At 64.8% G+C, this 18,617-nt stretch carries 15 protein-coding genes; 3 read left to right on the top strand and 12 right to left on the bottom strand.

The genetic code is table 11. The annotated features are described in order from the left end of the window. The first annotated feature begins 135 nt into the window (after positions 1-135). Positions 136-774, top strand: coding sequence for a VOC family protein (locus ACUYMZ_RS08105; protein ID WP_481602692.1), 639 nt, complete (start codon positions 136-138; stop codon positions 772-774). Between the two features lie 125 nt (positions 775-899). On the opposite strand, the gene ACUYMZ_RS08100 is transcribed toward ACUYMZ_RS08105, so the two are convergent. Genes ACUYMZ_RS08100 through ACUYMZ_RS08075 form a run of 6 tightly spaced genes read right to left on the bottom strand, consistent with a single transcriptional unit; the run spans position 900 to position 6,174 of the window. Further along, positions 900-1,655 carry a CPBP family intramembrane glutamic endopeptidase gene (locus tag ACUYMZ_RS08100; RefSeq protein ID WP_426006702.1) on the bottom strand — a complete coding sequence of 252 codons (756 nt, stop codon included), beginning with the start codon at positions 1,653-1,655 and terminating at the stop codon, positions 900-902. Between the two features lie 54 nt (positions 1,656-1,709). Continuing rightward, positions 1,710-2,501, bottom strand: coding sequence for a DeoR/GlpR family DNA-binding transcription regulator (locus tag ACUYMZ_RS08095; RefSeq protein WP_426006700.1), 792 nt, complete (start codon positions 2,499-2,501; stop codon positions 1,710-1,712). Between the two features lie 22 nt (positions 2,502-2,523). Continuing rightward, complete coding sequence (locus tag ACUYMZ_RS08090) at positions 2,524-3,378, bottom strand: class II fructose-bisphosphate aldolase (RefSeq protein ID WP_426006699.1); 855 nt, start codon at positions 3,376-3,378, stop codon at positions 2,524-2,526. Then, entirely contained in the window at positions 3,360-4,316 is a 957-nt protein-coding gene (locus ACUYMZ_RS08085) for a 1-phosphofructokinase family hexose kinase (RefSeq protein ID WP_481602691.1), read from the bottom strand. The genes ACUYMZ_RS08090 and ACUYMZ_RS08085 overlap by 19 nt, the downstream gene beginning before the upstream one ends. Then, positions 4,313-5,248 carry an ROK family protein gene (locus ACUYMZ_RS08080; protein WP_481602690.1) on the bottom strand — a complete coding sequence of 312 codons (936 nt, stop codon included), beginning with the start codon at positions 5,246-5,248 and terminating at the stop codon, positions 4,313-4,315. Before ACUYMZ_RS08080 ends, ACUYMZ_RS08085 begins: the two co-directional genes overlap by 4 nt. A gap of 8 nt (positions 5,249-5,256) precedes the next feature. Further along, positions 5,257-6,174, bottom strand: a complete 918-nt coding sequence (locus ACUYMZ_RS08075) for an SIS domain-containing protein (protein ID WP_481602689.1) — start codon at positions 6,172-6,174, stop codon at positions 5,257-5,259. A 274-nt stretch (positions 6,175-6,448) separates the two neighbouring features. Between ACUYMZ_RS08075 and ACUYMZ_RS08070 the strand changes: the two genes are divergently transcribed. Continuing rightward, the gene (locus tag ACUYMZ_RS08070) at positions 6,449-10,333 is read left to right on the top strand and encodes an endo-alpha-N-acetylgalactosaminidase family protein (RefSeq protein WP_481602688.1); all 3,885 of its coding nucleotides are present in this window, start codon (positions 6,449-6,451) and stop codon (positions 10,331-10,333) included. 15 nt (positions 10,334-10,348) lie between these two features. On the opposite strand, the gene hutI is transcribed toward ACUYMZ_RS08070, so the two are convergent. The 4 genes from hutI to tdh all read right to left on the bottom strand — a co-directional run bounded on the left by hutI (position 10,349) and on the right by tdh (position 15,212). Further along, positions 10,349-11,569 (bottom strand): imidazolonepropionase, encoded by a 1,221-nt coding sequence (gene hutI, locus ACUYMZ_RS08065; protein WP_481602687.1) that lies wholly within the window; start codon positions 11,567-11,569, stop codon positions 10,349-10,351. A gap of 11 nt (positions 11,570-11,580) precedes the next feature. After that, the gene (locus ACUYMZ_RS08060; protein ID WP_481602686.1) at positions 11,581-12,678 is read right to left on the bottom strand and encodes an NAD(P)/FAD-dependent oxidoreductase; all 1,098 of its coding nucleotides are present in this window, start codon (positions 12,676-12,678) and stop codon (positions 11,581-11,583) included. A gap of 274 nt (positions 12,679-12,952) precedes the next feature. After that, positions 12,953-14,146 (bottom strand): glycine C-acetyltransferase, encoded by a 1,194-nt coding sequence (locus tag ACUYMZ_RS08055; protein WP_481602685.1) that lies wholly within the window; start codon positions 14,144-14,146, stop codon positions 12,953-12,955. 19 nt (positions 14,147-14,165) lie between these two features. Continuing rightward, positions 14,166-15,212 carry an L-threonine 3-dehydrogenase gene (gene tdh, locus ACUYMZ_RS08050; protein ID WP_426006690.1) on the bottom strand — a complete coding sequence of 349 codons (1,047 nt, stop codon included), beginning with the start codon at positions 15,210-15,212 and terminating at the stop codon, positions 14,166-14,168. Positions 15,213-15,318: 106 nt separating this feature from the next. On the opposite strand from tdh, the gene ACUYMZ_RS08045 reads away from it, so the two are divergent. Then, a complete protein-coding gene (locus ACUYMZ_RS08045) occupies positions 15,319-16,248 on the top strand; it encodes a LysR family transcriptional regulator (RefSeq protein WP_442423421.1) in 930 nt (309 codons plus the stop codon). 70 nt (positions 16,249-16,318) lie between these two features. Here the strand turns inward: ACUYMZ_RS08045 and ACUYMZ_RS08040 are convergent, their stop codons facing one another. Together ACUYMZ_RS08040 and ACUYMZ_RS08035 are read right to left on the bottom strand one after the other, a co-directional pair. Beyond that, complete coding sequence (locus ACUYMZ_RS08040; protein ID WP_481602684.1) at positions 16,319-17,512, bottom strand: Gfo/Idh/MocA family protein; 1,194 nt, start codon at positions 17,510-17,512, stop codon at positions 16,319-16,321. Positions 17,513-17,530: 18 nt separating this feature from the next. After that, positions 17,531-18,574 carry a LacI family DNA-binding transcriptional regulator gene (locus ACUYMZ_RS08035; RefSeq protein WP_481602683.1) on the bottom strand — a complete coding sequence of 348 codons (1,044 nt, stop codon included), beginning with the start codon at positions 18,572-18,574 and terminating at the stop codon, positions 17,531-17,533. Positions 18,575-18,617 lie beyond the last annotated feature (43 nt).

Genomic DNA, 18,617 nt, shown 5'->3' with positions numbered 1-18,617 from the left:
AAGACAGTATTTTTCGGTCCCCGCGCGTCTGTTCCGGGTCCAGCCATGACGGTTCCGCTACCCGGGCGGCAACATCCCACCTTGGTTAGGCTTGACTTAGCTGAGACCCCGATCACAAAGTGCCAAGATGAAGCCATGCGCATGGATCACGTCTCTTACGCTTGTGAAAAAGATGGCCTTTTGGCCACCACCGAACGAATTTCCGCGGCTCTGGGAGTGGACGCAGTGCGGGGCGGAGTGCACCCGCGCTTCGGCACCCGGAACATGATCATTCCCCTGGCGGACAACAAATACCTGGAAGTCGTGGAGGTCCTGGACCACCCTGCCTCCGACAAGGCACCCTTCGGCCAGGCAGTACGGGCACGTTCGGCTGCCGGCGGTGGCTGGATGGGCTGGTGCGTCGCCGTTGACGACCTCGTCCCCTTTGAAGACCGCCTCGGCCGCTCCGCCGTTCCGGGCAACCGCAAGTTTCCCGATGGCCGGGAACTCGTGTGGCAGCAGATCGGCATCCTCGGCCTGATCGCCGATCCCCAGGTGCCGTACCTGCTGAAGTGGGAAGGTGACCCCTCCCTGCATCCCTCCAAGGTCTACGAGAGCGACGTCAAGATGTCCAGCCTGACCATCGCCGGGTCGGCTCAACGCGTCACCGAGTGGCTGGGCGAGCCCGTGGAGAAGCCCCTGGAAGACGTGGCAGTCCAGTGGATGGCTCCGCACGGAACCCCGGGCATCATGTCGGTGACCTTCGAAACGTCATCGGGAGCCGTCACCATCTGACGCGTTCTGCCAGAAACTTCGGCCGCCATCAGCGGGTGCCAACGACGTCACCCACCGATGGCGGCCGAATACCTTTAAGCTCCTTCAAGCTGCTTTAAGCTCCGAACGCGGCCCAGGCCGTGGCGTTATCCGAGTCCCACGGCCTTGCCGAAGAGGCTGAATCCCACAAAGGCCACAATGTCCAGCAGGGCGTGGGCGATGACCAAAGGCATGACGCGCTTGGTCTTCGTGTACAACCATGCGAACACCAGGCCCATGACCACGTTGCCGATGAACGGCCCAAAGCCCTGGTACAGGTGATAGCTCCCCCGCAGCAACGCACTGGAGATGATCGCCAGGGGCACGCTCCAGCCGAACTTTCCGAAGCGGTCCATCAGGTACCCCACCACGATCACTTCCTCGACGATCGCGTGACGCAGGGCGGAAAGGACCAGGACCGGCACAGTCCACCAGTAGGCGTCCAACCCGCTGGGGATGATGGCCGTGGTGATGCCCAGGGCGCGGCCGGCCGCATAGAGCCCCAGCGACGGTATGCCGATCGCCGCAGCGAGGCCCAGCCCCTGCAGTGTGTCCTTTCCGGGCCGGGAGAAGTTGAAGCCCAGGCGCGCGAACGCCGAACCGGCGGGGGCGTGAAGGGACAGGAAGTAGAACACCAGGACCACGGGCACCAGGGCGAACATGATGTCCAGCAGCTGGTACGTGAGGTCGAAGTACTCCCGGGTACTTTGGGACCTGTTAAGCGTGGACGTCGCTTCCGACAGCGGAGCGCGGGTCAGTTTATCCAGGAGTTGGACCACCGAATACACGGCGGACTGGCCCAGCGAGAGGCCCAGGACAATCAGGACCTCTGCCCGCAGGCGGCGACGGGAAGCAAGAAGCATGTACCTATCTTGCCTGCAGTTCCTGCGACTTTCCCGAAGGAACCCGGAGGCAGCTCAGGCGGGAGGCGCGACGATGACCTCCGTGCCCTTTGCCTCGAACGCCGCCTTGTCCGCTGCGCTGATGCCGGAGTCCGTGATGAGGTGGCGGAAATCGTAACCGGCCATGGCCGCGAAGGAACGCCGGCCGACCTTGGATGAATCGGCCACCACGTAGGATTCGGTGGCGCGGCGTGCCATGACGGTGTTCACCATGGCTTCGCCCTCGTCCGTGATGGTGGGGCCAAGATCCGGATCCACGCCGTTGACGCCGACGAACGCGATGTCCAGGGCGACTTTCTGCATGATGACGTCCGTGTAGGGTCCCACGAGCTCATAGGAGCGGGTGTTCAGGATGCCGCCCGTGACCATGATCTTGATGTTGGGCCGCACGGCCAGTTGCGAGGCAATGTTGATGGCGTTCGTTACTACTGTCAGCGTGGGCCGGTTGGACGGGGCGTTCAGGTCTTCGCGTGTGGAGAGCAACTGGGCCAGGGCCGTGTTGGTGGTTCCGCCGGTCAGGCCGATCACGGATCCGGGACTGATGAGTGCCGATGCCGCCTGGGCGATGTCCTGCTTGGCCTCGGCGTGGTCGTCGCGGTTGTACCGGCCGGGAAGGTCGTACGCCACGGAGCCGGTGGTGGCACCGCCACGGGTACGGCTCAGGAGGCGCTGTTTGGCGAGGCTGTCCAAGTCCCTGCGGGCGGTGGCAGGCGATACGCCGAGCCGCGTCACGATGTCCTCGACTTCCACATGGCCGGATTCGGCGAGGAGGTCAAGGATAGCGGTCAGCCGATCGGTGCGGGTCATGACAAGCCTTTCGCGGATGTGTCTATTTCGCTTTGGCGAACAGCGTCAGCATACGTGCAGATTCCATCACCAGGGCGTCCCGGCCGGCCGTGATGTACTTCCGCGAATCCACTGCTGCCGGATGGGCGTCGAGGTACTCGCGGACGGCACGGGTGAAGAACCCATTGAAATGTGTGGATACGTTGATCTTAGTCATACCGGCACCGATAGCGGCTACGAGCATACCGTCTGTGACGCCGGAGGATCCATGGAGGACCAGCGGTTTGCCGACGGCGGCCTTGAGGCTGGCGATCAGGTCCAGGTCCAGCGTGGCGCTCCGCTCCGTCATGGCATGCGAGGAGCCCACGGCCACGGCGAGCGCATCAACGCCCGTGGCTTCAACGAACGCCCGTGCCTCACCCGGGTCGGTGCGGACACCGGGCGCGTGGGCGCCGTCCTTGCCACCGACCTTGCCGAGTTCGGCTTCCACATAGACTCCACGGTCATGGGCGTAGCGGGCCACTCGCCGTGTGACCTCCACGTTCCAGTCGTAGGGCAAATGGGCGCCGTCGAACATTACGGACCCGAATCCGAGGTCCACGGCGGCCAGAGCGAGGTCTTCGGACTCGGCATGGTCCAGGTGCACGGCCACCGGCACCGCTGCGTCCCGGGCAATGGCCAGGGTTGCGGCAGCAAGGGGTTCGAGGCCACCGTGGTACTTGGCGCAGTTCTCCGAAATCTGCAGGATCAGGGGCACCCCTGCCGCTTCGGCACCAGCTACCAGCCCTTCTGCCGTTTCGACATGGAGGACGTTGAACGCGCCTTGTCCGGTGCCCTCCGCCGCGGCCCTGTCCATCAGTTCCCTGGTATTGACCAGCGTCACAGGGTCTCCTTCCATGTCACGATCAGTTGATCTTCAAGTTCCTTGTACTGCGGCGATATTTCGCCCGCCGCTGGCATCAGCACGGCGGCCGCCGACCAGGCCGTGGCGCGTTGGAGTAACAGGCGTGGTTCCGTCACGCCTTCGGCGAGCGCGACGGCGGCAGCCGCCACACCGGCGTCGCCCGCTCCTGTGGGATTCCCGCTCAATGGAGCCGGCAGCCGCGCACTCCAGTAGCCGCCGGGGGCAGCGTGGTCGAAGGCGAGCATGCCGTCAGCCCCGGCGCTGACGAGTACCGTCCTGGCGCCCAACGAAATCAGCCAGAGGGCGGCCTCCTCCAGGCTCTGCTTCCCCGTCGCTTCGGCGAGTTCATGGTGGTTGGGTTTGAGGACATCGGCACCTGCCCGGGCTGCGGCGATAATCGCCGGACCGGAGGTGTCGATGATGGCTGGTATCCCGGCGTCGTGGGCCAGCTCCACCAGGAAGGGGTAGAAGTCGGCGGGAGCATCCGGCGGCAGACTGCCGGAACCTACCAGGACGGCGGCAGCTTGGTGGCCGTCACCGCCCTGGACGGCTGTCACGACGGCGGCACGCAGCGAGCGCCAGTCGTCCGGCAGGAGGGCCTGGCCTTCTTCGTTGAAGATGGAGGTCTCCCCTGCAACGGTGTCCACCAAGGCGATACTCCGCCGGGTTTCGGCGGCGACGTTCACGAGGCTGTGCGGCACGCCGCTGGTCCACAGCTCGGCGGCGAGGGTTTGTCCGGCGGCACCTCCTGTTGGGGCAACGGCGAGGACGGGATGCCCTACCTGGTGTGCCACCCTGGCGACATTGAGTCCCTTGCCTCCGGCGCGGCTCAGGGGTGTTGGAACCCGGTGGCTGGCACCCTCGGTGATGCCGTGCACCGTGTAGGTCATGTCGATCGCCGGGTTGGCAGTGACGGTGACGATGCGGTTCATGGGGTGGTCCCCAGCAGTGCCCTCGCGTTCAGGGCGGCTCCGAGCAACCCGGCGTCCTGTCCAAGTTGGGCACGGATCAGTTGGGGCCGGCGTTGGAAGTCCAGGGTCCGGTCCACGCGCGCCCTCAGGGGTTGGAGCAGTTCTTCGCCCGCTTCGGCGAGGCCGCCGCCGATCACCACGGCCTCGGTGCCCATGATGTTGACGCACTGGCAGATGGTAAAGGCGAGGGCATCCAGGGCATCGGACCAGACCCGGGCAGCGAGCTGGTCTCCTGCCTTCGCCCGGAGGAGGACGTCGCGGGCACCGGTGACTGGCGCACCGGATCCGGCGGCATACCGTTTGGCAATGGCACCCGCTGAGCCGACCGCCTCAAGGATGGTGGCCCCGGGAAGGCCTGGACCGGCGTCGGGGTTGGGAACCTGGGCATGGCCCAGTTCGCCGGCGAACCCGCCAGCGGTGACCGGGCTCCCGCCGGAGAACACGGCGGCAGCGATACCAGTGCCCACCACCATGACCACCACGTCTTTGAAGTCCCTGGAGCCGCCGAAGCGGTGCTCCACCGCAGCTGCCGATCGGACATCGTGGTCGAAGGCCACGGGAATCCCCAGCCGCTTGCTGGCCTCAGCGGTGAAGGGAAAGTCGCGCCATCCCAGGTTGGCCGAATAAACGCCGATGCCCTCCACGGGGTCGACGATGCCGGGCACGATCACGCCGGCCGCCTTGGGCGGGATGCCGGGAAACTCCGCGGCGAGTTCGTCCGCGAGGACTGCGAGGCGGTCGAGGACCGCCTCCCCGGGGTGGATAGGGTCCACGGGGGTGGGGACGCGCCGCAGTCCGAGGACCGTTCCCTGGGTATCCACGAGTCCTGCCTTGACGTCCGTGCCTCCGACGTCGAAGGCCAGGACTGCCGACTGGGCGGCTCCGAGAACCATGGCGGGGCCTAGGCTGTTGCGTCGAGGATGACGGAGCGGGTCAGGTTGCGGGGCAGGTCCGGATTGAGGCCGCGTGCGCGTGCACGTTCCAGCGTGACTTTGTGGACCCGGGCCAGTTCCGCCAGCGGGTGCTTTTCGGTGTGGAGGTACAGGGCGCCCGTGACGGCCATGTCATTGTCCAGGCCTTCGGGCTGCTGGCCGAACAACCAGGTCACCCGGCCGGGAGCGGCGATGGAGATCGGTCCGTGGCGGTACTCCATGGCCGGGTAGGACTCGGTCCAGCCCTGGACGGCTTCGCGCATTTTGAGGCCTGCCTCGTGGGCGAGGCCGATGGTCCATCCGGTGCCCAGGAAGGTGAACTGCTCGGCGTCCAGCAGTTCCTGCGCCACGGGTTCTGTTACGGCACCGCGGGCGTCGGCAATGGCCGTCGTGAGGTCGACGCCCAGGCTGGCCAGCAGGTACACCAGGGCAGAGGTTGCGAACCGCGTCTGCACCACGGAGCGCTCATCGGCGTAGGGCAGGCCGATCACGGCGTCCGCCAGTTCCACGATGGGCGATGACGTATCACCGATGATCGCTACCGTCGGGACGAGCCCCTTCAGTGCACCCAGAATCTCCAGCACCTCGGTGGTGGTGCCGGAGCGCGTGATGGCCACAACGGCGTCATACTGCCGTTCCGGGCTGTTGTTGTTCAGGAACGCCTCGGAGGCGGCGAAAGCATCGGTCACGCCCTTGCCCGCTGATTCACGTGCTGCGGCGTAGCTCTGTGCCATGAACCAGGACGTGCCGCAGCCGATCACGGCGATGCGCTGGCCGTCGGCGGGGAGGAGGTTTTCCGCAGCGGCTTGTTCGATGGCGCGCTGCCATACCGCAGGCTGCGATGTGAGTTCTTCTTCCATGAAGGCACCCAGGATGTTGTGGCTCATAGCGTGTTCTGCTCCCGCTCAACTAATGACGTTTCTTGATCCAAGAAAACACTAAACGATCATTTTCAATCTCACAAGGATCATCTACTGGAGTGGATACAGCCATTGGCACCCTGGGGACGAACGCTTCGCTCAATCGCTCATTCCTGTTCCCCCTTGTTCGCTTTAGTCAATTCGGCGTTAAGTCTTGTCAACTTCTGTGCAATGAAGCAGTCTTAGGAGCGCTAGATAGAAGTTGATTGTTTCGAGCACAAAAAGATCATGAAGGAGCACCATGCCCGAGCCTTCCTCCATCAGACGACTAACGGCGCTCAGTCTGGCCTGCGTCGTCGCCTCATCCACGCTGGGACTCTTGGCCCTGCACCCGACGCCTGCGTCAGCGGTGACGGAAACTGCGGGCAGCACCACCCTGCAGTCCGGTCAGCTCAGCGTTGACGTCTCCACCACGTTCCCCCAGGTCCTGAACTACACCGACACTGCCACCAGGGCATCGCTGCCCGGCACGCCCGCTTCGCTGAAGACCATCACCATCAACGGCACCGAATACGAGGTTGAGGGGACATCCACGACGTCCGGCAAGGACACGATCGACTACGTCCTCACCGTGCCCACGTTTGGAAACGCCACCATCAAGGCCCGGCTGTCCGTGAAGAAGAATGTGGTCTCGTTCAACGTCACCGAGATCAAGGATTCCCCGGAATTCCTGGTCAAGACCTTGCAGCTCCCCCGCCTCAACCTCGTCACCGTGGATTCCACGCAGCCCGGGGCCCAGGTCTCCACGGCCAACCTGTCCGTGGACCGCAGCGTCACCGGCGACGAGTTCACGCCCATCACCGCCTCTACCCCCGTGGATACAGCAGCCAAGAGCTCTGCGTACGCACTGGCCAACACCTCCGCGCTGGGGGCCGCGTTGGAATCCAATGCCCTCTATGACACCTCGTCAGGACCGGGTTCCAAGGACCGCGGCCGGTTCTGGCGCCAGGCGGTGTCCAACGGGACCGACGGAGTCTCCATGGGAATCGCGAGCGGCCAATGGCTCTACCGCGCCGAGGGTTCGGACACCACGGAGGAACTGCCGTGGACGCGCGTGGCCATCACCCCCGACGCCAACTCTGACGGCATCGTCGACTGGCAGGACGCCGCCATCGCCATGCGCTCAATCCAAGTCAGCGCCAACAAAGGCGAACAGACCCCGGACAATGTGGTCACCCACATTCCCTTCAATTTCGCCTCCCAGGCCACCCACCCCTTCCTCCGCACGCTGGACGACGTCAAGCGGATTTCCCTGGCCACCGACGGGCTGGGGCAGGTTGCCATGCTCAAGGGCTACACCAGCGAGGGCCACGACTCTGCCAACACCGATTACGGTGACAACTTCAACACCCGTGCCGGCGGCTTGGAAGACCTCAACACACTGGTCAAGGAAGGCAAGGACTGGAACGCCAGCTTCGGTGTCCACATCAACGCCACCGAGATCTACCCCGAGGCCAAGTCCTTCAGCGAAGACCTGCTCAGGGCGGACAAGGCCCTCGGGTGGAACTGGCTGGACCAGTCCTACTACATCAACCAAAGGCACGACATTAACTCGGGCAAACTGGCCCAGCGCATCAAGGAACTGCGCGAGGCCACGGACAAGAACCTGGATTTCGTGTACGTCGATGTCTACTACGAGTACGGCTGGCTGGCCGAACGCCTGCAGCAGGAACTGGTCAAGAACGGCTTCCGCGTAGGTTCCGAGTGGGCGGACCACCTGTCCCGGAACAACACGTGGTCGCACTGGGCCAACGACGAGAAGTACGGCGGTTCCACCAACAAGGGCATCAACTCCCAGATCCTCCGGTTCATCAACAACAGCCAGTCCGACGTCTGGAACCCCGATCCCAAGCTCGGGGTAAGCCACATCGTCGAGTTCGAAGGCTGGACCGGCCAGAACGACTTCAACGCGTTCAGCGAGAACATCTGGACCGCCAACCTGCCGGCCAAGTTCCTCCAGCACCACCCGATCACCAAGTGGACCGCGGACCGCATCGACCTCACTGATGGCGTGGCGGTCACCGGGAATACCGCTGAAGCCCGCAACATCACCGTGGGTGGAGCCTCCGTCCTCTCCGGCGGTTCCTATCTCCTGCCGTGGTCCTCCAAGGAGAACAACACCTTGGACAAGATGTACCACTACAACCCCACGGGCGGCTCCAGCACGTGGACACTGACCAAGGACTTTGCCAACGCCAAGTCCCTGGAACTGTTCAAGCTGACGGACAACGGACGGGTGAAGGTCGCGGACGTGCCTGTCATCAACGGACAGGTCAGCCTCGCCGCGGACGCCAAACAGCCGTATGTGCTCACTGCGAAGAACAACGCACTTCCCAAGAACGCTTCCTTCGGTTCCGGAACTTCGTTCAACGATCCCGGCTTCAACGGAGCCGACCTCACCGCCTGGAACCCCACCGGAACCGTCACCCAGGTGCGTGACGACAAGGGCCGCCGCTTCGCCCAATTGGGCGCGTCGCCGTCGTCGATCAGCCAGGACGTAAAGCTCGACGCCGGAACCCAGTCAGTGAGTGCGTGGCTGGAAATCCAGCCGGGCAAAACGCGGCCCACCACACTGTCGGTGACGGTCGATGGCAAGACCGAAAGCACCACCATCGATTCCTCGAACGCCGAAAACTTCGTCGCCGGCGACGAAAAGCACGGCACGGCCTTCCAAAGGGTCCGTGTGCTGGTGGACGTGCCGCGCAACGACACCAAGGCAACTGTCACCCTCACGGCGGACGACGGCGACGCCACTGTGCGCGTGGATGACTTCCGGGCGGTGAAAACCTCCCGCGTGGCCACCACCGGCGTGCTCAGCGAAGACTTCGAAAACGTGGACCAGGGTTGGGGACCATTCGTGAAGGGCAACGCCGGAGGGTCTACCGATCCCCGGACGCACATCACCGAACGCAACGAACCCTTCACCCAGAAGGGCTGGCATACCAACGTGATCGACGAGGTTCTGGACGGTCGGTGGTCCTTGATCGCCCACGACGAAAACCGCGCTCCCAATGGAGGACCCGGCATGGTGTACCGCACTACCGAGGCGACAGTTCCGTTCAAGGCCGGTCACAAGTACAAGGTCTCGTTCGACTACCAGAACTCCAAGGCCGGGCAGTACGCCTGGGTTTCGGGTTATGACTCCGCGGCAGGCCCTGCGGTAACAGGCAGCCAGCCGATTGACACCAAGACCTCCACCACGCGGTTCGAGCAGGTCTTCGATACGGGCTTCTGCGGAGACTATTTCGTCGGGCTGCAAAGGACCGGCAGCGCCAACGGCTCGGACTTCACCCTGGACAACCTCCTGGTGGAGGACCTCGGCGCCTCAGATGCCGTCCCGGCATGCGCCCAGCTCACGGCTGCCCTCCAGGACGACGTCATCCAGCAGGGCCAGGCCCAGGATTTCATGACGACGTTCGTGTCCGATGAGCCTGCGGCCATCAAGGATTTGGCCGTGGAACTCGCCTTGCCCGAAGGATGGACAGCGAGCCCGGCCACCCCGTCCACTGCCGGGGACCTGCCAGCCGGTGGCCGCCTCACCACCACGTGGAAGGTCACCGCACCCGCTTCAGCCGACGGTGACTACCCCATCACAGCGACGGCAAAGTACACCACCACCACGGAACCCGCGGGCAGCCGCACCATCAGCACCACGGCCAGCGTCCGGACACTGCCCAAACCGCCGCAGGCCACCGTCTACGCGAGCGACCACCCCTGGGTGAGTGCCACGAACGGCTGGGGACCAGTGGAGAAGGACATGTCCAATGGAGGAACCGGAGCCGGTGACGGCACGCCGCTCACCTTGAACGGCACCGTCTTTGCCAAAGGTCTCGGCGCCCACGCCAACGGCACCATCCGGTACTTCCTCGGCGGCCGTTGCACCACGTTCACCGCCACCGTGGGCATCGATGACGCCCAGCCAACGCGGGGCAGCGTCAAGTTCTCCGTGGTTGCTGACGGTACGGCCAAAGTGACCACGCCAGTGCTTGGACCCACCAGCGCTCCCCTGCCACTGACTGTCGATGTCGCCGGAGCCCAGTACGTGGAGCTAGTGGCCAACGATTCCGGTGACGGCAATGGCAACGACCACGCCGACTGGGCGGACGCCAAGTTCACCTGTTCGTAGGCTATGGCCCCGCTCCTAGAAAGCCTGCCGGCCGGCCCGCCACACCGAGTGCGTGAGCGGAATTCCCGGCCGGTAGGCCAGGTGCGTCGCTGAGGGCGCCTTGAGCATATGCAGGTCCGCGCGATGACCGACGGCGAGCGAGCCCACCGCCCGTTCGCCGTCGACGTCGTTCCCGGACTCCCGGCCCAACGCCAAGGCGCCGCCGTACGTCGCCGCCCGGACGGCCTCGTGGACGCTCAAGCGCATCTGGAGGACCGCCGTCGTCACGCAAAACGCCATGGAACTCGTGTAGGAGGTACCGGGGTTGCAATTCGCGGCGAGCGCGATCTGGACGCCGGCGTCGATCAGCTCCCGGCCAAGGGCCAGGGGTTGCCGGGTGGACAGGTCGCAGGCGGGCAGGCACGTGGCCACGGTGCCTTTTGCGCCGATGCCTGACCGGGCGTCCCAACCTGACCAGGTTTCAGCGAGCGCCTTGATGTCTGCTTCGGAAAGATAGTTCACGTGGTCCACGCTCGCGGCGGCAAACTCCACGGCCAACGCAACGCCCGGGCCCTCGCCCAACTGGTTGCCGTGCACGCGCAGTCCCAGCCCTGCGGCCTGGGCCGCCTTGAGCACCCTGCGGGACTGGTCCTCGGTGAAGGCACCGGTCTCGCAAAAGACATCCGCCCAGCGGACGTGCGGCAGGACGGCGTCGAGCATTTCACCGCAAACCAGGTCCGTGTACTCCTCGGGGTCTGCCCCAGCGGGGACGAGGTGGGCGCCAAGGTAGGTGACCTCATCCACCAGCTCGGCCGCGATCCGGGCGCTGCGGGCCTCGTTCTCCACGTCCAGGCCGTATCCGGTCTTGCTCTCCAGATATGTGGTGCCCTGCGAGAGCGCCTCTTCTACGCGGCCCTTGACCAGCCGGGTCAGCTCCTCGTCGCTGACACTTCGTGTGGCGCCCGTGGTCACGGCAATGCCGCCAGCACTGTAGCTCTCCCCGGCCATGCGTGCCTCGAACTCGGCGGTGCGGTCGCCGGCGAAAACGAGATGGGAATGCGAGTCCACCCAGCCCGGCAGGACGGCGCGGCCCTCGGCGTCGATCCTGTCATCAGCCGCCGGGGCGTCGGCGCTGGAACCGATCCAGGAGATGCGCTCGCCTTCGAACACGATCGCCGCGTCTTTCAGGACCCGATGATCCAGGTCCTGGGTCATCAGTTCGCCGATGTTGGTGATGAGGGTGCTGGCTGGTGTCATGTCCCTATTGTTCAGCGCCGGATGGACCAGCGGACCGCCGCGAGCTGCTCCGCTGTCCGGGATTCCGGACTGCCGGCTTTTGTTTCGCCAAGGATGAGGCCTGCCGCCAGTTCTGCTACCGCGGAACTAGTCTGGAATCCGTAACCGCCCTGGCCGGCCAGCCAAAAGAAGCCGGGGGCCTCGGCGTCGAACCCCACCACGGGAATCCCGTCCGCGGCTTCGGTCCGCAGGCCCGTCCAGGAACGGTCCACCGAGTCGATGCCCAGGGTGGTCACGGTGTTGAGGGTGTCGATGAGTTTGTCCACGTCTCCGGCGTAGGGCCTGGCATCTTCAGCGCCGCTGGGAACGTGCTCGGACGGCGACACCAGCACCTGGCCGCCTTCGGGCCGGAAGTAGAAGGAATCGTCCGCGGCGCAGACCATGGGCGTTTGCGGGGCGAGAGGCGTTCTGACATTGACGATCGCCGCGGTCCGGCGGTACGGCTGGAGTCCCAATTTTTCGACGCCGCTGATGACGGCCAGTTCATCTGCCCACGCGCCCGCGGCGTTAACCACGACGCCGGCTTGGAAGCCTTCGGTGCCGGCGCCCACCTCCCAGCCGCTGCCGATGCGTTGTGCGGAGTGGACGCGCGCTCCGGTGAAGATGTCGACACCCGCCGCTTCAGCCCGTTTGCGGTGGTCGTCCAGCAACAAGGGTGCGTTGCAGCCATACGATCCACTGTCCAGGCCTGCTGCAGTGAAAGAGTCCGGTTTGAGGACCGGGCAGAGCTGGAGTGCCTCGGCATGCGTGATGGTGTGCATGTTGCCGCTGGCTTCTGCTTTGACCTTTTCTTCGTCACCCACCAGCATGAAACCACGCGGAGTCAGGACCGGTTCGGGAAGGTTTTCGTCTCTTGCCCTCATCAGCTCCAAGGTGCGGATAGTCAATTCCTGCACCACGGGCGGACCGTAGCTGGGAATCAGCTGGCGGGCTGAACGTGAGGAGGTGTGGAAGGCCAGGGTGTGCTCGGCTTCCACCAGGGCGACTGAGCACTCTTTCCCCAGGGCTGATGCGAGGGACAGTCCCGCGATCCCACCGCCAACGATTACCACGTCATAATTCGAAGCCATGGTTCCATCCTTCCAGACGCTCTCTCACCAAACACCCCCTCCTGGGCGTCCCTCTCTCACCAAACACCCCCTCCTAGGCGTCCCTCTCTCACCAAACACCCCCTCCTAGGCGTCCCTCTCTCACTTGCCCGAGGGGAGTGAGAGAGGGACGCACCAAAGGGGGTTATCGGTGAGAGAGCGTTCGGCCAAAGGGGGTTATCGGTGAGAGAGGGACGCACCAATGGGGGTTATCGGTGAGAGAGGGTGGTGGGGTCCAGCATCGGTTCTGCCCGTGTCAGGCGACGGCGTCGCGACTCTTGACGAACGCCTGGACGCACGCTTCGACGTCGTCCGTGCTGTGCGCGGCGGAGAGCTGGACGCGGATCCGTGCCGCGCCCTTCGGGACCACGGGGTAGCTGAAGGCGGTGACGAAGACGCCGTGGGACAGCATCTCGTCGGCAATGCGCGCCGCAACCACGGCGTCACCGAACATGACCGGGATGATGGCGTGCTCGCCGTCGAGCAGTTCGAAACCTTCCTCGCTCATCCGGCGACGGAACAGGGCAGCGTTTTCGAACAGGCGCGTCCGCAGCTCACCGGAACCCTGCACGAGTTCCAGGGCCTTAAGAGTGGCAGCCACGATCGCCGGCGCAAGGGAGTTGGAGAACAAATACGGACGGGCCTTCTGGCGCAGCATCGCGACGATCTCGCCGCGGCCGGAAACATAGCCACCGGAAGCGCCGCCCAACGCCTTGCCAAAGGTACCGGTGTAGATGTCCACGCGGTCCGAGACTCCGGCGTGCTCGGGCGTCCCGGCACCAGTGGAACCCATGAAGCCCACGGCGTGGGAGTCGTCAACCATGACCAGGGCGTCGTGCTTCTCGGCGAGGTCGCAGATCGCTTCCAAGGGTGCGAGGTAGCCGTCCATGGAGAACACACCGTCGGTGACGATGATCTTGCGCCGCGAACCCGAGGCCTCAAGGAGCTTGGCTTCGAGGTCTGCCATGTCCTGGTTGGCGTAACGGAAGCGCTTGGCCTTGCTCAACCGGATGCCGTCAATGATCGAAGCGTGGTTGAGGGAGTCGGAGATGATGGCATCGTCCGGGCCAAAGAGGGACTCGAAGACTCCCCCATTGGCATCGAAGCAGCTGGAGAAAAGGATGGTGTCCTCGGTGCCGAGGAAGGCCGAAACGCGGGACTCAAGTTCCAGGTGGAGGTCCTGGGTGCCGCAGATGAACCGAACGGAAGCCATGCCGAAGCCGCGCTCGTCCATGGCGGACTTCGCAGCGGCGATGATCTCCGGGTGGTCGGCCAGGCCAAGGTAGTTGTTGGCGCAGAAGTTCAGTACCTGGTTGGCCGGCTGCCCGAGCTGGCCCGCGGCGATGTGGCTTGCCTGCGGGGAATCGATGTGGCGTTCGGTCTTGAAGAGCCCGGCGCTGCGGATCTCCTCGAGTTCGCCCTGGAGTTGGTCTTTGATGGCTGAGTACATTGAATTGCTCCTGAGGGTTCTAGAGTTCAGTCCAGTCGAGGACCACTTTGCCGCCTACGCCGTTGCGGGCGATCTCGAAGCCCTTCTCCCACTCGGTGGCGGGAAGCTTGTCGGTGATAACGGCCGAGATGTTGCGGTGCAGCACAGGGTTGGAGGACAGCATGGCGCTCATGGCGTACCAGGTTTCGAACATTTCGCGACCGTAGATGCCCTTGAGCGTGAGCATGTGGGTCACCACCTTGCCCCAGTCGATGTCGATGGACTGGCTGGGCAATCCCAACATGGCGATGCGTCCGCCGTGGTTCATGTTGTCGATCATCTCAGGCAGCGCCGTGGGGTGTCCCGACATTTCCAGGCCGATATCGAAGCCTTCGCGCATGCCCAGCTCCTGCTGTGCCTCGCGGACGCGCATCCTGGACACGTCGACGGCGAGGTCCACGCCCAGTTGACGGGCCAGTTCCAGGCGCGGCGCCGAAACGTCGGTGATGGCGATCTTGCGTGCCCCTGCGTGACGCGCCACGGCAATGGCCATGAGGCCGATGGGTCCGGCGCCCGTGATGAGGACATCTTCACCGACCAGCGGGAAGCTCAGCGCCGTGTGCACGGCGTTGCCGAAGGGGTCGAAAATGGCACCGAGCTCGGGGGTGACGGATTCGTCGTGGTGGACCCAGACGTTGGTCTCCGGGATCACGACGTATTCGGCGAACGCACCATCGCGCTGCACGCCCACGGAAACCGTGTGGATGCACATTTGCCGGCGGCCTGCGCGGCAATTCCGGCAGATCCCGCAGACCACGTGGCCTTCGCCGGAGACGCGGTCGCCGACCTTGACATCGCGCACGTCCTCGCCGATTTCCACCACTTCTCCGTAGAACTCGTGCCCGGCAATGAGCGGAGTCTGGATGATGCTTTGGGCCCAGGCATCCCAACTCTGGATATGGAGATCGGTGCCGCAGATGCCGGTGGTCATGACCCGGATCTTGACGTCGGACGGGCCCGTTGCGGGCTCGGGCCGATCGACGAGTTCGAACCCTTCGTGGGGTCCGGATTTGTAGAGAGCCTTCATGGGGTTCCTCACTGGCTGGGTGCTTCGTTGCTGCTGAGTCCATTGAAGACCCACGCATGGTTTAGCACAACTAGATTCTTCTCAATCAACGATTTAGCATTTGCTAATGGAAATTCATCAGCTGCAGATGCTCCGCGAACTCGGCGACCTGGGCAGCGTAAAAGCCGTGGCGGAGACCCTCATGGTCACGCCCTCCGCGGTTTCGCAGCAATTGGCCCTGTTGCAGAAATCCGTTGATGTGCCGCTGACCCGCAAGGAAGGCCGCGCCTTGGTGCTCACTGACGCAGGCCGCGTCCTCGCGGAGGCGGGTGCCGCCGTCGTCAATGCCATGGCAGACGCGCGGGCCGCAATCGGCGCGTACCACGAAGCTCCGGACTCGACTGTCAGCGTGAGCGCGTTCCACAGCGCCGGCCAAGCCTTGTTCGCGCCCTTGGCTGCATTGCTCCGCGCGCAAAAAGCGTCCGACGGCGGTGCGTCGCCGCTGCTGCGACTCTCCGATGAGGATGTGGCCCAGGAGGATTTCCCGGGGTTGGTGGCCCGCTACGATCTTGTCCTGGCCCACAGGATGGACAACAGCCCGCCATGGCCGGAAGACAAGGTGGCGGTGATCCCGTTGGCGGACGAGCCACTGGACATTGCTTTGCCGGCAGGACACCCGCTGGCGTCCCGGCGCGAACTCGAGCCTGCCGACGTCGTCGACGAACCGTGGGTGACCAGCCGCGACGGGTACTCGCCCGCGGACGTGCTGGCCGCCGTCGTGGCTGTCAGCGGACGCCCGGCGGAAGTCCTGCACCGCATCAACGACTATTCAACGGTGGCGGCCCTCGTTTCCGCAGGGGGTTCGATCGGGTTGCTGCCGAGGTTCACCGCGCGGCGGGTGCTGGATGCCGGCGTGGTGCTGCGTCCCCTTGCCGGGGTGAACTCGGTGCGCAAGATCGACATCCTGGCCCGTCCGGAGACCCTTAAGCGGAAATCGGTCATGACGGTGTGCGAGTCACTTCAAACCGTCATGACCGGGCTCTCCTCACCCAACTAGGTCGCATTTGTGCGCGTTTTGAGCGCTCAAACGCGCTTAACTGCGACCCAGTTGGGTACGCGGGGGTGGTTCAGTCGCGGACCAGGGCGGGCTGGCCGGCGTCGAAATACTCCACCAATCCGGCGGGCAACTCCGGCACCTCCCGGGCGGAGCCATCGCCGCGCAAAGACTCGGCCGCGAGGATGCCGGCGACCACCGCCTGCCGCGCCGCAACGGGGCTGGTCTGGGTGGCGCCGCCCTCCGCAGCAAACCGCAGGAACTCCTCGACCAGCCGCGGATCGGCTCCGCCATGCCCGCCATCGCCGTCCTGGATGGTGATCACCTGGTCAGGCTCCCCCCGCCCGGACGTCCGGGAGGTCCACACATTGATGGTCTCCCCCGGGCCATCGCCGAAGTTCTCGATCCGGCCCTTGGTGCCGATGATGGTGTAGTTCCGCCAATAGTCCGGAGTGAAGTGGCACTGCTGGTAGGAGGCCAGCACGCCGTTGTCCAGGACCATGTTCATCATGGAGATGTCCTCCACATCGATGACCTCGGCCAGGTCCTTCTGCTCCGTCGGCGGCCAATTGTCCAGGGAGAACCAATCCCCCATCCGTTTGCCGTCATTGTTGCCGCGGTTCGGCACCCCGCCGTACACAGCCAGGTCCCCCACCGCGGCGACGCGCTTGGTGTAACCGCCGGCCAGCCAATGGATGACGTCGATGTCGTGGGCACCTTTCTGCAGCAGCAGAGAGGTCACGTTCGCGCGTTGGGCATGCCAGTCCTTGAAGTAGAAATCGCCCCCATGACCCACAAAGTGGCGGCACCAGATCGCCTTGACCTCGCCGATGGTGCCCTCCTCGATGAGCTGCCGCATCTGGACCACCACCGGCATGTGCCGCATGTTGTGCCCGACATAAAGCCGGGTCACTGTTTCATACGCCGTCTGCAGGACAAGATCTGCAGCTTCGACCGTGACATCCAACGGCTTCTCGCAGAACGTGGGGATTCCCGCCTTCAGCGTGCGGACAGCGACGGCGGCATGCTGGTTGTCGGGTGTCAGCACCATGACGGCGTCCAACCCGGCGGCCAGCAACTCCTCGAGGTCGGCGGTGATGCGGGCCGAGGGGATGCGGTCGGCGGCATCCGCCCGGCCGCGCTCGCTGAGGTCGCACACGATCGTGACCTCAGACCCTTCGCCCGGCTTGTGGGCGTGCTTCCACAGCCCTGAGCGCAGGCCGAAACCTACGATGCCGACCTTCAAATCCTTTTCCATGGTGTACAAGGTTCTTTCTGCTGGTTGTTAGTTGTGTCTGTTGGCGGCGCTGCGATGGGGCGCCGATTCCCTCACGAACAGGTGCCAGGGGAAGTCCAGGACGGTGGGTGTTTCCGGGCCGCCCTGGTCTGTGGCCCGCTGCAGGAGCAGGTGGGCCAGTTTGTCGAAGAAGTCCACCGGACCCACTGTGCTCAGGGACGGTGACATCCGCTCCCCCTCCACGGTGTTGCCGACGCCGATGATGTCTACGTCCTTCCCAACAGCGAGCCCGAGTCGTTGGGCGGCGTTGATCGCACTGACGGCGGCATAGTCCGTGGTGGCGTAGATGGCGGTGGGTCGGTCCGGAAGCGCCAAGAGGCGGGTGGTGGCCGCATATGCCCCGGCCGAGGTTCCATCGAAGAGCCCCACGTAATCCCCGCGCTCAGCGATCCCGGCGGCAGCCAGGGCCTCGGCGTAGGCACGGTACCTGGTACCCCCGGACGTCCCCGCCGAAGTAGCCGGGGTGAGGCAGGCGACCCTCCGGTGGCCGTGCAGCAGGTGCTCCACCGCCATCCGGCAACCCGGCCCGGCGATGGAACGGATGACGTCGAATCCGTCGGCCTCAAGCTCCTCGTCAAAGACCACCAGGGTGGTGCCGTGCTGTGCCAGCTTCCGCAGGGCGTCCCGCTCCCCGGCCCGGACGGCATCCACGAACACCGCGTCGGCATTGTGCGTCCCGAGCACCTTCACCCAGTCTGCGTCGCCGAGGATCATCGGCGTGATGCCCAGCGGCTCCGAAGCACGCTGGACCGCTTCGATGACCGACAGGGACCATGGATCGGACAGCATGGTCAGCGAGAGGATCACGGTGTTGGTGCGTCCGGTGCGGATGGCACGGGCCGCCTGGTTTGGTCGGTACCCGAGCCGCTCCGCAGCTGCCTTGACCTTTTCCGCCGTCGGGTCTGAAACACCGGGACCGCCATCACCGCGGCGGCCCGACAACACATACGAAACCGTGGCGGTGGAGACGCCGGCAAGTTCAGCCACCATACGGATGGTGGGCCTGACGCCGGTACTGCTTGTTTTTGCCATGGTTCCCCCTGGTTGAAGATGTGGTGTCCGTTACCCGTGGTGT

This window comes from Arthrobacter sp. T572 (genome assembly GCF_056780115.1).
Note: the sequence above shows the minus strand (reverse complement) of the source record. Positions and strands in the feature narration are given on the sequence as shown.